At 63.4% G+C, this 13337-nt stretch carries 14 protein-coding genes; 7 read left to right on the forward strand and 7 right to left on the reverse strand.

The window, feature by feature from the left end; translation table 11 throughout:
* Positions 1 to 125 precede the first annotated feature (125 nt).
* The 3 genes from FE851_RS09400 to folE all read right to left on the reverse strand — a co-directional run bounded on the left by FE851_RS09400 (position 126) and on the right by folE (position 2426).
* A complete protein-coding gene (locus FE851_RS09400) occupies positions 126 to 902 on the reverse strand; it encodes an enoyl-CoA hydratase-related protein (protein WP_017182033.1) in 777 nt (258 codons plus the stop codon).
* 85 nt (positions 903 to 987) lie between these two features.
* A complete protein-coding gene (locus FE851_RS09405) occupies positions 988 to 1824 on the reverse strand; it encodes an SDR family oxidoreductase (RefSeq protein ID WP_145201894.1) in 837 nt (278 codons plus the stop codon).
* Entirely contained in the window at positions 1821 to 2426 is a 606-nt protein-coding gene (gene folE / locus FE851_RS09410; protein ID WP_017182031.1) for a GTP cyclohydrolase I FolE, read from the reverse strand. Before folE ends, FE851_RS09405 begins: the two co-directional genes overlap by 4 nt.
* Positions 2427 to 2584: 158 nt before the next feature.
* Between folE and FE851_RS09415 the strand changes: the two genes are divergently transcribed.
* On the forward strand, positions 2585 to 3184 hold the full coding sequence (locus FE851_RS09415) for a nucleotidyltransferase family protein (RefSeq protein ID WP_017182030.1): 600 nt from the start codon (positions 2585 to 2587) through the stop codon (positions 3182 to 3184).
* Here the strand turns inward: FE851_RS09415 and FE851_RS09420 are convergent, their stop codons facing one another.
* Positions 3185 to 4846, reverse strand: coding sequence for an MFS transporter (locus tag FE851_RS09420; RefSeq protein WP_017182029.1), 1662 nt, complete (start codon positions 4844 to 4846; stop codon positions 3185 to 3187). It lies immediately after the preceding gene.
* Positions 4847 to 5027: 181 nt separating this feature from the next.
* Between FE851_RS09420 and FE851_RS09425 the strand changes: the two genes are divergently transcribed.
* The 5 genes from FE851_RS09425 (at position 5028) to pgl (ending at position 10767) form a co-directional block, all read left to right on the forward strand.
* Positions 5028 to 6236, forward strand: a complete 1209-nt coding sequence (locus tag FE851_RS09425; RefSeq protein ID WP_145201897.1) for an acetyl-CoA C-acetyltransferase — start codon at positions 5028 to 5030, stop codon at positions 6234 to 6236.
* Positions 6237 to 6354: 118 nt separating this feature from the next.
* The gene (locus FE851_RS09430) at positions 6355 to 8532 is read left to right on the forward strand and encodes a 3-hydroxyacyl-CoA dehydrogenase NAD-binding domain-containing protein (RefSeq protein WP_145201900.1); all 2178 of its coding nucleotides are present in this window, start codon (positions 6355 to 6357) and stop codon (positions 8530 to 8532) included.
* Between the two features lie 66 nt (positions 8533 to 8598).
* Positions 8599 to 9597: a UDP-glucose 4-epimerase GalE gene (gene galE / locus FE851_RS09435; RefSeq protein ID WP_017182026.1), complete on the forward strand. Its 999-nt coding sequence runs from the start codon at positions 8599 to 8601 to the stop codon at positions 9595 to 9597.
* Positions 9597 to 10073 (forward strand): YbaK/EbsC family protein, encoded by a 477-nt coding sequence (locus FE851_RS09440; RefSeq protein WP_145201903.1) that lies wholly within the window; start codon positions 9597 to 9599, stop codon positions 10071 to 10073. Before galE ends, FE851_RS09440 begins: the two co-directional genes overlap by 1 nt.
* 4 nt (positions 10074 to 10077) lie before the next feature.
* Positions 10078 to 10767: a 6-phosphogluconolactonase gene (gene pgl / locus FE851_RS09445; RefSeq protein ID WP_145201906.1), complete on the forward strand. Its 690-nt coding sequence runs from the start codon at positions 10078 to 10080 to the stop codon at positions 10765 to 10767.
* A 73-nt stretch (positions 10768 to 10840) separates the two neighbouring features.
* On the opposite strand, the gene FE851_RS09450 is transcribed toward pgl, so the two are convergent.
* From FE851_RS09450 to FE851_RS09460, 3 genes are all read right to left on the reverse strand, one after another.
* Entirely contained in the window at positions 10841 to 11389 is a 549-nt protein-coding gene (locus tag FE851_RS09450) for a hypothetical protein (RefSeq protein WP_145204293.1), read from the reverse strand.
* 149 nt (positions 11390 to 11538) lie between these two features.
* Positions 11539 to 11793 (reverse strand): hypothetical protein, encoded by a 255-nt coding sequence (locus FE851_RS09455; RefSeq protein ID WP_017182022.1) that lies wholly within the window; start codon positions 11791 to 11793, stop codon positions 11539 to 11541.
* 82 nt (positions 11794 to 11875) lie between these two features.
* The gene (locus FE851_RS09460; protein WP_241763599.1) at positions 11876 to 12088 is read right to left on the reverse strand and encodes a hypothetical protein; all 213 of its coding nucleotides are present in this window, start codon (positions 12086 to 12088) and stop codon (positions 11876 to 11878) included.
* Positions 12089 to 12222: 134 nt separating this feature from the next.
* Between FE851_RS09460 and FE851_RS09465 the strand changes: the two genes are divergently transcribed.
* The gene (locus tag FE851_RS09465; protein WP_145201912.1) at positions 12223 to 13335 is read left to right on the forward strand and encodes a sensor histidine kinase; all 1113 of its coding nucleotides are present in this window, start codon (positions 12223 to 12225) and stop codon (positions 13333 to 13335) included.
* Positions 13336 to 13337 lie beyond the last annotated feature (2 nt).

Here is a 13337-nt window from a genome sequence, read left to right on the forward strand (position 1 = left end):
CCCTCCATGGGCTGATGCGAATTTGTCAGCAGACTATGAACCGCCCTGGTCCCCTGCAGGCGGAACCCAGTTGAGCGGGCCGACTGGTCTCCCGCCTTCGCAGGAGACCGCCGTACCCGGAACGCTTAGCGCCCTTTCCAGACGCCCGGCCGCTTTTCGACAAAGGCGGTCATGCCTTCCTTCTTGTCCTGCGTCGCCGTCAATATCTGGAACATGCGCCGTTCGGTCAGCAGCCCCTGGGCAAGGCCGGTTTCGAACGCGATATTGACCATTTCCTTGTTCACCATCGCGGCCATCGGCGGCATCGCGGCAATCGCGGCGGCCGTCTTGAGCGCATCGTCCAGCAGATCAGCCGCAGCCACGACACGGCTGACAAGCCCGGACCGCTCGGCTTCTTCCGCGCCCATCATGCGCCCGGTCAGGCACATTTCCATCGCCTTGGCCTTGCCCACCGCGCGGGTCAGGCGCTGCGACCCGCCCATGCCCGGCGCGACGCCCAGCTTGATTTCGGGCTGGCCGAATTTCGCCGTGTCCGCCGCAATGATGAAGTCCGCCATCATCGCCAGTTCGCATCCGCCACCCAGCGCAAAACCGGCCACAGCCGCGATCCACGGCTTGCGCGTCGCAACCACGCCGGTCTGCCAGCCGGAAAAGAAATCCTGCAGGAAGAAATCGGCCGCTTCCTTTTCGACCATTTCCTTGATGTCCGCGCCCGCCGCAAACGCCTTTTCGCTGCCGGTCAGGACCGCACAATGCTGGGTCGGGTCAGCGTCATAGGCGGCAAAGGCGGCGCTCAGGTCCGTCAACACCTGCCCATTCAGTGCATTCAATGCCTGCGGGCGGTTGAGCGTGATCAGCGTTACCGCGTCGCGCTGTTCCACCAAAATCGTCTCATAGGTCATCGCCGTCTCCCTTATGCCTTTGGACAGGCTCTATGGTCGACGCGCGTCGACCGCCAGCCCCTACTCCGCCGCATTTGCGCCGCACCTATCGGCACAGATGCATGAAGTCCCGGTCGTAGCTGCGCATATGCGCGCCGCCATCAACATATAGCGTCTGCCCCGTCACCGCACTGGCGTCGACCAGATAGAGGACCGCCTGCGCAATCTGCTCCGCCTGCGGCAGGCGACCCAGCGGCATCATATGCTCCAGCCGCGCCATCTGATCCGCATCATAGTCAGGCGTCGCGATCGTCAGCCCCGGCGCCACCGCATTGACCCGCACCTGCGGCGCCAGACTGCTCGCGGTCGTCCGGGTCAGACCCGCCAGCGCCAGTTTGGACAATGTATAGGCCAGCTGGTCGCCATGGGGATGGTCGATCCGCTGATCCAATATATTGATGATGCACCTGTCACCCGACCCGGCCGGGACGGTTGCAAACGCCTTGGTCAGCATGGCAGGCGCGGCGCAATTGACCGCATAATGGCGCATCAGATCCTCGGCGGTCACATCGTCCAGCCGGTCCTGCCCGAACAGCGCAGCGCTATTGATAAGGATGTCGGGCGGGCGGCCAAAGCGCGCCGCGACCTGTGCGATCAGTTCCTCGGCATTTTCAGGGTCGGCGAAATCGACGACAAAGCCTTCCCACTGCGTCCCCTCCTCCTCCAGCGTCAGCGCCAGATGCGAATCGAGCCGCGTATCATGGCTGCCATGGATCGCCAGCGAATGGCCCGCCTTGGCCAGCGCCCCGGCGATGATCCCGCCCAGACGCCGATGGCCGCCGGTCACCAGCGCCAGCCTTTTGTTCGCGATCGGCAGGGCACCCGCCTCGCCCTGACCGCGCGCGCTGCCCAATGGGCGATAGGGGACGTCCTCCTCGATCATGACGAGATGAGTTTCAGCACTTCCTCGCGCGACTTTTCATCATCGCGGAATACGCCCAGCATCCGACTGGTTTTCATAATGACATTGGGCGTCCTGACCCCGCGACCGGTCATGCAACCATGGGTCGCCTCGATCACGACGGCCACACCCTGCGGCTTCAGATGCTCCCAGATGCAGTTGGCCACTTCCGACGTCAGCCGCTCCTGCACCTGCAAGCGATTGGCAAAGGCATGCAGCACGCGCGCCAGCTTGGAAATGCCGACCACATAGTCGCCCGGCAGATAGGCGATATGCGCCTTCCCCACGATCGGCGCCATATGATGTTCGCAATGCGACTGAAACGGAATGTCCTTCAACAACACGACATCGTCATATCCGCCCACCTCATGGAAGATGCGCGAGAGATGATAGGCGGGATCGTCATGATAGCCCCGGCAATATTCGCGCCAGGCCCGCGCCACACGTTCAGGCGTCTCGATCAACCCTTCGCGTTCGGGCGCATCGCCCGACCAGCGGATCAGCGTGCGGATCGCTTCCGAAACCTCTGCCGGAACCGGCTCCTTGCCTTCGCCAACCATCTCCGCATCGGGATCACATGCCATGAACAGGGCCACTCCTTATCGTATCGGCCCCGCATATGGCGACTAGCCCCGCCGATGACCAGACCCTTTGACGGTGGTGGACACAAGATCGCGGCGGTGGCAAATCGGACAAAAACAGAAGGTCGCCACACATAATATGCCAATCATTGTCTCGTCTCATGCGTACTGAACGGATCGCAGCTGTCCTGTTGGCGGCCGGCACATCATCGCGTTTTGGTGAGGAGGACAAGCTGATGGCGGAGTTGCGCGGCAAGCCGCTCGCCGCCCACACGCTTGAAACCGTAGCTTCGATGGCGTTTGCCGAACTGATCGCCGTCGTCCGTCCGATAGAGGTCGCCCCCGTCCTGCATCGCAAGCTTGACCGGCGCGGCTACACCATCATCGTCAACGATCGTCCCGAAGACGGAATTTCGGGCAGCATCGTGCGCGCGGTCGAGCATGTCATGCCGGTGAACCGCATCCGCGGCATCCTTATCTGCCTGGCCGATATGCCCGAAGTGCCCCAGACCCACTATAACCGCATCTGCCTGGCAGCGGAGGACATAAGATCGGTCGTCGCCAGCACCGACGGCTTCTCCTCTTCCCCGCCCGCTTTCATAGGCCGCAAGCATTTCCCCGAATTGCTGGCGCTCAAGGGCGATCAAGGGGCGCGGGCGCTGCTCAGCCACGGGCTTCAGATCGAAACCACCGGCAATGTCCTGCATGACATCGACACGCCGGAGGACTTGCCCGGCTGGCGACCGGCACCCTCCGATTGATCAGCTCGATCGCGTCGGGTCCGTCATCGCATCGCCCATTTCGCGCGGATCGGGCGCGCGGCTGATCGGCAGCGATCCGGTCTGCCGTTCCAGCATCCGGTGAACCACTGGCGGAATAGGGCCGGTGTGCAACGCCCAGATCGCGTCGCTATTGGCAATATCGGCCACGGTGCGCCGCTGGTTATGGCGCACATAGTCCAGCCAGGTCGACACATGATAGCGTTCCAGCCATAGTTCAGGATCGCCAAGATCGCGCATCAGCGACCAGCCATGTGCGCCATCGCGCCGCCTGATCCGTCGCCGCTCGCTCATCGCCGCCAGAAAGGGGACGATCGACCCCGCCGGAATGCGATATTCGATGGTCACGACCACTGGCCCGCTACGCGGTTCGACCGGCACGGCGGTATCAGGTTCACGCCAGCTGTTTTGCAGGTCCAGATTGTCATCGCCCGTCTGTGGCAAGCGCCAGACAAGGCCCAGCATCGCCGCGACAAACTGGGCCGCCGCCGACGCATAGAGCGCTTCGACCACGCCATGAGACTCGGCCAGCCAACCAAACAGCCAGGCGCCGATCGCCATGCCGCCAAAGGCAGTCATCTGATAGAGCGACACCGCGCGCGCCACCACCCAGCGCGGCGCGGACATCTGCACCGACACGTTGAACGTCGCCAGCGCCGTCACCCAGCCGAACCCGGCGAGGAGATAGCCCAGCAAGGCCAGCGCCAGCCAGCCGCTCGCGCCGGTGATCGCGGTTCCAAGCGCCAGCGTCAGCGCCGCTGTCCGCACGATGGTTTCGACGGAATAGCGCGTACGCAGTCGGCGCGTGGACAGCGCGCCAATCACGGCGCCGATGCCGAAAGCGCCGCTCGTCACGCCGAATGTCAGCGCCCCGCCGCCCAATATGTTGCGCGCGACCAGCGGCATGAGCGCCGACACCGCACTCGCGCCGATGCCGAACACGCCCGCGCGCAGCAGCACCAGCTGGATTTTGGGCGACATCGCCACATAACGCACGCCTGCGCGCATCGCGACGCCCAGCCGCTCGCGCGGCAACAGCTTGGCTGGCAGGTCGGGCCGCCAGCGGAACAGCACCGCCAGCAGCGCGATATAGGTCAGCGCATTGGTCAGGAATGCGGCTGCGGCACCTGCGGTCGCGACGATGACCCCGCCCAGCGCCGGGCCGACGCTACGCGCCAGGTTGAACCCCATGCTGTTCATCGCCACCGCGCTCGGCAGGATTGCGCGCGGGACCATATCGCCCACCGATGCCTGCCAGGCCGGGCCGTTGATCGCCGTGGCGCAGCCCAGCGCAAAGGTGAAGGCCAGCAGCAGCCATGGCGTAATCATCCCCGCCCAGGCCGTGATTGCCAGCGCAGCCGACACGATCAGCATCGCCAATTGGCAACCGATCATCACCATGCGCCGGTCCAGATTGTCCGCAACCGCCCCCGCCCATAGCGACAGCAGCATGATCGGCAGTGTCGTCGCCGCCGGAACCAGCGCGATCAGCAACGGGGAAGCCGAAAGCGACGTCATCATCCATGCCGCGCCGACAGACTGGATCAATCCGCCAAAATTCGACACCAGACTGGCCGTCCAGATCGCACGAAAAATGGGAATGGAAAGCGGCGACGGGGCTTTGGGGGAATCAACATCGGGCACATGCCCATGAAGCGGAATATCGTCCGGCGGTCAAACCCGTCGGTCTTTGGTCCCTGCCCCTACGTCAGAGCCACGCCACGCAAAAACTGCATTTCTTGCTTGCACTTTACGTAAACGTAAATACATTCATGTGCGTATCCGATGCCCCCGGCAAGGGTGACCCACGGAGAGGGAAAATCTTATGGAAGCCTATATTTATGACGCCGTCAGGACGCCCCGTGGTCGGGGCAAGCCCGATGGGTCGCTGCACGAAATCACCCCGATCCAGTTGGCGACGCAGACGCTGGAAGCGATCCGTGATCGCAACGCCATCGACACCGCCGATGTCGACGATGTGATTCTGGGCTGCGTGACGCCAGTGGGCGAACAGGGCGCGGACATTGCGCGCACCGCCGTGCTGAACGCCGACTATGCACAGACAACGCCGGGCGTGCAGGTCAACCGATTCTGCGCGTCGGGCCTTGAGGCCGTGAACATCGCGGCGGCGAAGGTCATGTCAGGCGAAGCGCTCTTCGCCATCGGGGGTGGCGTCGAATCGATGAGCCGTGTGCCTATGGCATCTGACGGCGGCGCAATCGCGATGGACCCCGCAGTCGCCTACAAGACCTATTTTGCGCCGCAGGGCATCGGCGCGGACGTCATTGCCACCAAGTTCGGCATCAGCCGCGACGATGCCGACGCCTATGCCGTGGAAAGCCAGAAGCGCGCCAAGATGGCGTGGGACGAAGGCCGCTTTGCCAAATCGATCGTCCCCGTCCGCGACGTGATCGGCCAGGTCGTGCTTGACCATGACGAACATATGCGCCCGGACGCCACGATGCAGTCGCTGGGCGCGCTGAAGCCCAGCTTCACCGCCCTTGGTGAGGAGATGCCCGGCTTCGACACCGTCGCCCTGTTGCGCTATCCCGAACTGGAACGGGTCAACCATATCCACCATGCCGGCAACAGCAGCGGCATCGTCGATGGCGCCGCCGCCGTTCTGGTCGGTGGCAAGGATATTGGCGACAAATATGGCCTGAAGCCCCGCGCCCGCATCCGCGCCATGGCTTCGATCGGTTCGGAACCGCTCATCATGCTGACAGGGCCGGAATTTGTCGCAGGCAAGCTGCTGTCGCGCGCGGGCATGACTGCCGCCGACATCGACCTGTGGGAACTCAACGAGGCCTTCGCCAGCGTCGTGCTGCGCTACATGCAGGCGATGAAGCTCGACCATGATCAGATCAACGTCAATGGCGGCGCGATCGCCATGGGTCATCCGCTCGGCGCGACCGGCGCCATGGTGCTGGGCACCGCGCTCGACGAACTGGAACGGTCGGGCAAGGGCACCGCGCTCATCAACCTGTGCGTTGGCGCAGGCATGGGCACCGGCATCATCATCGAACGTATCTAGCTATTTCCGTTCGGGCTGAGCGACGTCGAAGCCCACCATCGAACGCAGTGAGATGCCTTCGCTCCGCTCAGGCGAGCCCTTAGACCGGCTCAGGGCGAACGGGGGAGAGGAGATCAAAATGAACAGCATCACTATCAGCACCGACGCCGACGGCATCGCCACCTTGATGATCGACGTGCCCGACCAGTCGATGAACGTCATCGGCCCGGATTTCATCGCCGATCTGGACGCCGCGATCACCCGCATCGCGTCGGACGACGCGATCAAGGGCGCCGTGATCGCGTCGGGCAAGGATAGCGGCTTCATGGCCGGCATGGACCTTAAATATTTCGGCTCAATGCTTGCCACCAGCGATGGCAGCCGCCCGCAGCCCGCTGCGATCTTCGATCAGGTGTTCGTTCTCAACCAGCTGTTCCGCCGCCTCGAAACCTGTGGCAAGCCCGTTGCTTGCGCGATCGAAGGCACCTGCGTTGGCGGCGGCTTTGAACTCGCCCTCGCCTGCCACCGCCGGGTCGTGGGCGACAGTCCCAAGACCCAGCTTGGCCTGCCCGAAATCCTGATCGGCCTGTTCCCCGGCGGCGGCGGGTCGCAGCGTCTGCCACGCCTCATCGGCGTGCAGGCTGCGCTCATGTACATGCTGCAAGGCAAGCTGTTCCGCCCCGCCGAAGCGGCGATGCTGAAAGCCGTCGATCAGGTCGTGCCGCAGGGCACGGCGCTGGAAACCGCGCGCGAATGGGTCAAGGCCAACCCCAACGCCGCGAGCCAGCCATGGGACGTCAAGGGCTTCAAATTTCCCGGTGGTGCGGGCGGGTTCAACCCCGCCTTCGTCCAGACCATGGTGGGCGCGCTGCCGATGACGCTCAAGCAAACCCAGCGTAACATGAATGCGCCCATCGCCTTGCTGTCGGCGGTCTATGAAGGGGCGATCCTGCCCTTCGATCGCGCGATCCGCGTCGAAAGCAAATATTTCGCGAGGGTCGCAGCCGATCCGCAGGCCGGCAACATGATCCGCAGCCTGTTCGTCAACAAGCAGGCCGCCGAACGCGGCGCGCGCCGCCCCAAGGATCAGCCCAAGGCCCCGACCATGAAGCTCGCCATGCTGGGCGCGGGCATGATGGGTGCAGGGATCGCCACCGTCGCCGCGCAGGCGGGGATGGAGGTCATCCTGTTCGACCGCGACATTGCCTATGCGCAAAAGGGCAAGGCGCATGTCGAATCCGTCCTGTCCAAGCGGCTTGGCAAGGGGATGACGCCGGAAAAGCTGGCAGCGACCCTCGCCCGCGTCACGCCGACCGCAACCTATGCCGACCTGGCAGGCGCGGACTTCGTGATCGAGGCGGTGTTCGAGGATGTCGCGATTAAGGCTGAAGTCACGAAGCAGGTCGAGGCCGTGCTTGGCCCCGACGTCATCTTCGGGTCCAACACCTCCACCCTGCCGATCACCAAGCTGGCGGGCGCATGGTCCAAGCCGGAAAATTTCATCGGCGTCCATTTCTTCTCGCCGGTCGAAAAAATGCCGCTGGTCGAAATCATCCTGGGCAAGCAGACTGGCCCCGCCGCCATTGCCAAGGCGCTCGATTTCGTCGCCCAGATCAAGAAAACGCCGATCGTCGTCAATGACTCGCGCGGTTTCTACACCTCGCGCTGCTTCGGCACCTATGTGCAGGAAGGTGCGGAACTGGTGGCCGAAGGGATCAATCCCGCGCTGATCGAAAATGCGGGCAAGCAATTGGGTATGCCCGTCGGTCCGCTCGCGGTCAGCGACGAAGTGTCGATCGAACTGGGTTACAAGGTGATGACGGCGGCCAAGAAGGAACTGGGCGACGCCTATGTCGCGCAACGTTCCGACGACGTCATGACGCAGATGGTAGAACTCGATCGCCTGGGCCGCAAAAATGCCAAGGGATGGTATGACTATCCAGAAAATGGCAAGAAAGCGCTCTGGCCGGGCATCGCCGATCTGTTCCCCCGTGCCGAGGATCAGCCGGGTGTCGAGGCGGTCAAGGAGCGCCTTCTCTATCGCCAACTGGTCGAATGCGCCCGCTGCTTCGAGGAAGGCGTGCTGGAAACGCCCGAAGATGGCGACATTGGCGCGATCTTCGGCTGGGGCTTTGCGCCTTACACCGGCGGTCCCTTTGCTCATATGGACACGGTCGGCATCGCCCATGTCGTTGCGGTGCTGGACCGGCTGGCAGCGACCCATGGCGATCGCTTCGCGCCCACGGCGCAACTGCGCGAGATGGCGTCCACCGGCGGCACATTCTACCGCCCTGCGCCATCCCGCGCTGCGGCATGAAAAGACTGTAAATCGTAGCGTCGCTCGTTTAGGTCTCCCCATGACATCTGGGGAGACCTATTCTTTATGAGCGACAAACCGACGATCCTGGTAACAGGCGGCGCAGGCTATATCGGCAGCCACGCCGTATTGGCTCTGAAGGACGCCGGCTATGGCGTCGTCGTCATCGACAATCTTGTCACCGGGTTCGACTGGGCGGTGCCCGATGGGGTGCCGCTGGTGCGTGGCGACATTGCCGATCAGCCTTTGGTCGAATCCACCCTGCGCAAGCATGAAATCCGCGCGATCATGCATTTTGCAGGATCGGTCGTCGTGCCGGAATCCGTCGAAAACCCGCTCAAATATTATCACAATAACAGCGCCAAGACCCGCGACCTGATAGAGAGCGCGGTTCGCGTCGGCGTCAACCATTTCATCTTCTCTTCGACGGCGGCCACCTATGGCATTCCCGAAGAAAGCCCGGTCAAGGAAACGACGCCGCAACGGCCGATCAACCCGTACGGCATGTCGAAGCTCATGACCGAATATATGCTGCGCGACGTCGCGGCGGCCCATCCGATGAATTTTTGCGCCCTGCGCTATTTCAACGTCGCGGGGGCAGACCCGCAGGGACGCAGCGGCCAGTCGACCGCAGGCGCCACCCACCTCATCAAGGTCGCGGTTGAAGCGGCACTCGGCAAGCGCGCGGGCGTTTCGGTTTTCGGCACGGACTTCGACACCCCTGACGGCACCGGGGTGCGCGACTATATCCATGTGACGGACCTTGCCGCCGCCCATGTCCTCGCCCTCGAAGCGCTGATGGCCGATCCCGCACGCAGCCATCTGCTCAATTGCGGCTATGGCCGGGGCTTCTCCGTCCTTGAAGTGCTCGACGCGGTGGATCGTGTCACCAACATGACCATCAACCGCACCTTGGGACCGCGCCGCGCGGGCGATCCCGATGCGCTGATCTCCGACAATCGCGCCATTCTGTCCACCTTCCCATGGGAACCGCGCTACGCCGATCTCGACCTCATCGTCCGCCACGCCCTGGCATGGGAGCGCAGCCTGAGCGAACGCGCCTGATGAGCGAAGCCTCCGTACGCGCCTGGTTCGCTGCAAATGCGCCGGACATCGCAATCATCGACCAGGGCGTCAGCACAGCTACCGTGCTGGAGGCCGCGCAGGCGCTGGGCGTCGAGCCTGCCCGCATCGCCAAGACGCTGTCGCTGCGCGTCGGTGACACCGTCGCCTTGGTCTGCACCCGTGGCGATGCCCGCCTGCATAACGCCAAGGCGAAAGCCGCGCTCGGCGCCAAACCCCGCATGCTTGGAGCTGACGAAGTCGAGGCCGTCACCGGCCACCCGGTCGGCGGCGTCTGCCCGTTCGGCCTCGCTGCGCCGCTCCCGGTCTATTGCGACGTCTCGCTCCAAGCCTTCGCCACCGTCTTTCCCGCCGCCGGTTCACGCACCAGTTCGGTCGAACTCACCCCCGCGCGCCTCGCGCAACTGACTGACGCCACATGGATCGACATCTGCACCCTGCCTGAAACCGTGGAATAATCACATGCCGACAGAGTATCATTTCACCGACGGTGGTGCAGCCGCCGCCGACCTCGCCACCCGCATCGCGAGCCTGCTGAGCGAAGCGATCGCAGCGCGCGGCACAGCCAGCCTCGCTTTGTCCGGTGGCCGGTCGCCAAAGCCCGTGCTGGAGGCACTCGCCCGCACCCCGCTCGACTGGAGCAGGATTGTCGTGACTTTGGTCGACGAACGATGGGTGGCGCCCGATGCGCCCGACAGCAATGAACGGCTGCTGCGCGATACCTTGCTGACCGGCCCGGCCGCCGCCGCGCAATTCGTGCCGATGAAAAATGACGCGGCAGATGCTTATGCAGGCCAGCCCGCTGTTGAAGCCGCCTTCGCCGCCATTCCCTGGCCGCTCGACATAGTGCTGCTGGGCATGGGGGAAGATGGCCACACCGCCTCGCTCTTTCCCGCTGCGACGGAACTGGCCGATGGCCTATCCAGCACCGCCCGCACCATCGCGGTCACACCCCCCGCGGCGCCGCACCAGCGCCTCTCGCTGACCGCCAGCGCGATATTGGCCGCGCGCCACGTCTTTCTGCAAATCAGCGGTGACGCCAAAAAGGCGGTCTATGCGCATGCTCTGGAGGATGGCCCGGTCGAAGAACTGCCTATCCGCCTCGCCCTGCGTCAGGACGCCACCCCGGTGGAAGTCTGGATCAGCGCCTAAAACGCCTCCCCTTGCAGGCGAGGGGTCACGACAAAAACGCCGCTTCCCCCCGGAAGCGGCGTCTTGCCCAATTTCAGTTGGCCTTGCTCAGATCCACCTTCTCGACCCATTCGGGGTAGAAGGTCGGCTCACGGTTGGACCAGCCAGCCGCCGTCGCCGCCGCTTCGCTGATCGACTGAAGCAGCGTACGACGCTTTTCGGGATGCAAATGCGGCAGACTGGCCGCCGCGCAGAAGGCGCCCGGAAGCCAGGGCCGTGCCCCCGCACCCAGCAGCCGCTCATAAAGAAAACGATAGGCCGAAAAACTTGCCAGCCGGTCCTGCCCCAGATCAAAGGCGGAGATGGTGACGAGCGGCGCCATGAATGGCTCGACCTGGTCCAGCCCACTATCATCGGGCACGCGCGCCTTGATCTCCTCGATCCGGCCATAGATGCGGGCCTGTGCGCGGATGGAGGCTTCCTCCACCATGTCGCGCGACCACAGCTTCATCGCATCGCGACGATGCAGCCCAATATCCAGCGATCGACGAATATAGCGTTGCGTGGCAGACGGGAAGCTGGCGAATTCACGCAATTCCGCCAAGGTTACGGCCCCGTCCGCAGGTCTTGCACTCGTACCCATTGTCATGCCCTCCGACTCCAAGTCGATCGTAGGAACATGCGCCTCTTATGGTTGCTAAAGGCTTAAGCGCCTGTTCCACGGCCATTCACAACGGACCAGATTTTGTTGTGCGGCGCAACATGAAAATTTGGCCTCGGTTGTGCAATCTTTCACGCGCCCGTCTGTCGCTCCAGAACTGCGCCGATCATGCTGCGCCACACCGCGACATCGCCCGCCTGCGCCATCTGCGCGTCCGGTTCGCGGAGGGTGTGCAATATTGCATAGGCATCATCGACATGGCTGGGCCACGCCGCATCCACCGCGCCTGCCGCATGGGGATCGCTGCCGCCGCCATTCAGGCTAAGCTGACGGCCGGCAAGAACGCGGGCTATGCGTTCGATCGCGGGGGTGGCAGATGTCGGCATGGATGATCGCTCCTCTCAAAAACGCAGGTGCGTATTCGCAGTCCCGCGAAGCAAAACTAGCATGATTTGCGGCAAAGAACCATCAATCCTGCCCTTCCTTGAAGCCCGACGAAGGCACCGGATCGCCCTTGTCACCCGGACGGGTGGCGGCTGGCGGATCGGACGCATCCATCGAATCCTTCAACCCTTCGTCCAGCTTCTCCTCCTCGCTCAGCACATGATCCTGTGCATCGGATTCACGCGCATCGCCCGCTTCCTCGCGACTGTTGGGGCGGACATCATCCTGATCGTTCATCACACTCTCCTTCTTGTATGTTTCAACGGGCGGCGGCGGGCGGCGGTTCCCATGTTCGACCAACGGGCGGGGCAGTTCGACCAGCTACCGTGCCATGGGGCGACATTTCCCCCGCCAGCGCGTAAAAGGTGAAGATGACAAGCCTTCCCGACGACGGCGAACGCGGCGTATCCCCCGCGATCGCGCTTTATTCCATTCTTGGTTTCTGGCTCTTCTACGCCATACTCGTAACCCTGCGCGCCGCCGTGATGGGCTTTGAATCGCAGGGCGAACTGGGTATTCGCCGCGCCGTCGTCACGGTGATCGGCATAGTCGTCACATGGGTTGTCTACCTGGTGCTGCGCCGCTTCGACGCCAAGCCTTTAAGCGTCCGCATCGTCGCCGCCTTCTCGCTCGCCGCCCCCTTCGCGCTCGCCATGGCGTCTGCCAATTTCTACATGTTCAACGTCTATGACCCGGTGAATATCTTCACCGACGGCGATCGGGGCAAATATGCCAGCGAAGAGGCTTTTGCCCTGATCCAGATCGTCGAAGATGCGATCAGCCGCTATTTCTTCCTCGCCGCCTGGGCTGGCCTCTATCTCGCCTTGTCCTACGCCAGCGAAGCCCATCGTACGGAACGCCGCGCTGCCCGGCTGGAGCGCGCAGCCCAGCAGGCCGAACTGCGATCGCTGCGCTATCAGGTGAACCCGCATTTCCTGTTCAACACGCTCAACTCCCTCTCCTCCCTCGTCATGAAGGACCGGCGGGACGAGGCGGAGCAGATGATCATGTCACTCTCCAACTTCTACCGCACCAGCCTGACCGGCGATCCGCTGGACGACGTACCGTTGGAGGAGGAAGTCCATCTCCAGAAACTCTATCTCGATATTGAGGGGGTTCGCTTTCCCGACCGGCTGAATACTGTGATCGATATTCCTCCCGGCCTGATGAGCGCTTGCGTCCCCGGCCTCATCCTCCAGCCGCTCGTCGAAAATGCCATCAAATATGGTGTCTCGCGCACCTCCAGCCCGGTCGAGATCCGTATCACCGCGAGGGAAGATGGCGGATTGATGCACATTGCCGTCACCGACGATGGCGACAACCCGCCCAGCCTGTCGGACAGCGGCAGCGGCATTGGCCTTGCCAATGTGCGGGACAGGCTGTCGGCGCGCTTTGGCGATCAGGGCCAGATCGCCTATGGTCCGCGCGAGGAGAAGGGATTTTCCGTCCTCCTCACCCTACCCATCATCCGCCGGGGTTGCTGACG

Origin of the sequence: Sphingobium sp. B2 (assembly GCF_007693735.1) — a bacterium.
GTDB classification, from domain to species: domain Bacteria; phylum Pseudomonadota; class Alphaproteobacteria; order Sphingomonadales; family Sphingomonadaceae; genus Sphingobium; species Sphingobium xenophagum.

Bases quoted from the DNA above. Each gene is read 5' to 3' on its own strand.
- FE851_RS09400 (WP_017182033.1), bottom strand. From the start codon at position 902: ATGACCTATGAGACGATTTTGGTGGAACAGCGCGACGCGGTAACGCTG.
- FE851_RS09405 (WP_145201894.1), bottom strand. From the start codon at position 1,824: ATGATCGAGGAGGACGTCCCCTATCGCCCATTGGGCAGCGCGCGCGGT.
- folE (WP_017182031.1), bottom strand. From the start codon at position 2,426: ATGGCATGTGATCCCGATGCGGAGATGGTTGGCGAAGGCAAGGAGCCG.
- FE851_RS09415 (WP_017182030.1), top strand. From the start codon at position 2,585: ATGCGTACTGAACGGATCGCAGCTGTCCTGTTGGCGGCCGGCACATCA.
- FE851_RS09425 (WP_145201897.1), top strand. From the start codon at position 5,028: ATGGAAGCCTATATTTATGACGCCGTCAGGACGCCCCGTGGTCGGGGC.
- FE851_RS09430 (WP_145201900.1), top strand. From the start codon at position 6,355: ATGAACAGCATCACTATCAGCACCGACGCCGACGGCATCGCCACCTTG.
- galE (WP_017182026.1), top strand. From the start codon at position 8,599: ATGAGCGACAAACCGACGATCCTGGTAACAGGCGGCGCAGGCTATATC.
- FE851_RS09440 (WP_145201903.1), top strand. From the start codon at position 9,597: ATGAGCGAAGCCTCCGTACGCGCCTGGTTCGCTGCAAATGCGCCGGAC.
- pgl (WP_145201906.1), top strand. From the start codon at position 10,078: ATGCCGACAGAGTATCATTTCACCGACGGTGGTGCAGCCGCCGCCGAC.
- FE851_RS09450 (WP_145204293.1), bottom strand. From the start codon at position 11,389: ATGGGTACGAGTGCAAGACCTGCGGACGGGGCCGTAACCTTGGCGGAA.
- FE851_RS09455 (WP_017182022.1), bottom strand. From the start codon at position 11,793: ATGCCGACATCTGCCACCCCCGCGATCGAACGCATAGCCCGCGTTCTT.
- FE851_RS09460 (WP_241763599.1), bottom strand. From the start codon at position 12,088: ATGAACGATCAGGATGATGTCCGCCCCAACAGTCGCGAGGAAGCGGGC.
- FE851_RS09465 (WP_145201912.1), top strand. From the start codon at position 12,223: ATGACAAGCCTTCCCGACGACGGCGAACGCGGCGTATCCCCCGCGATC.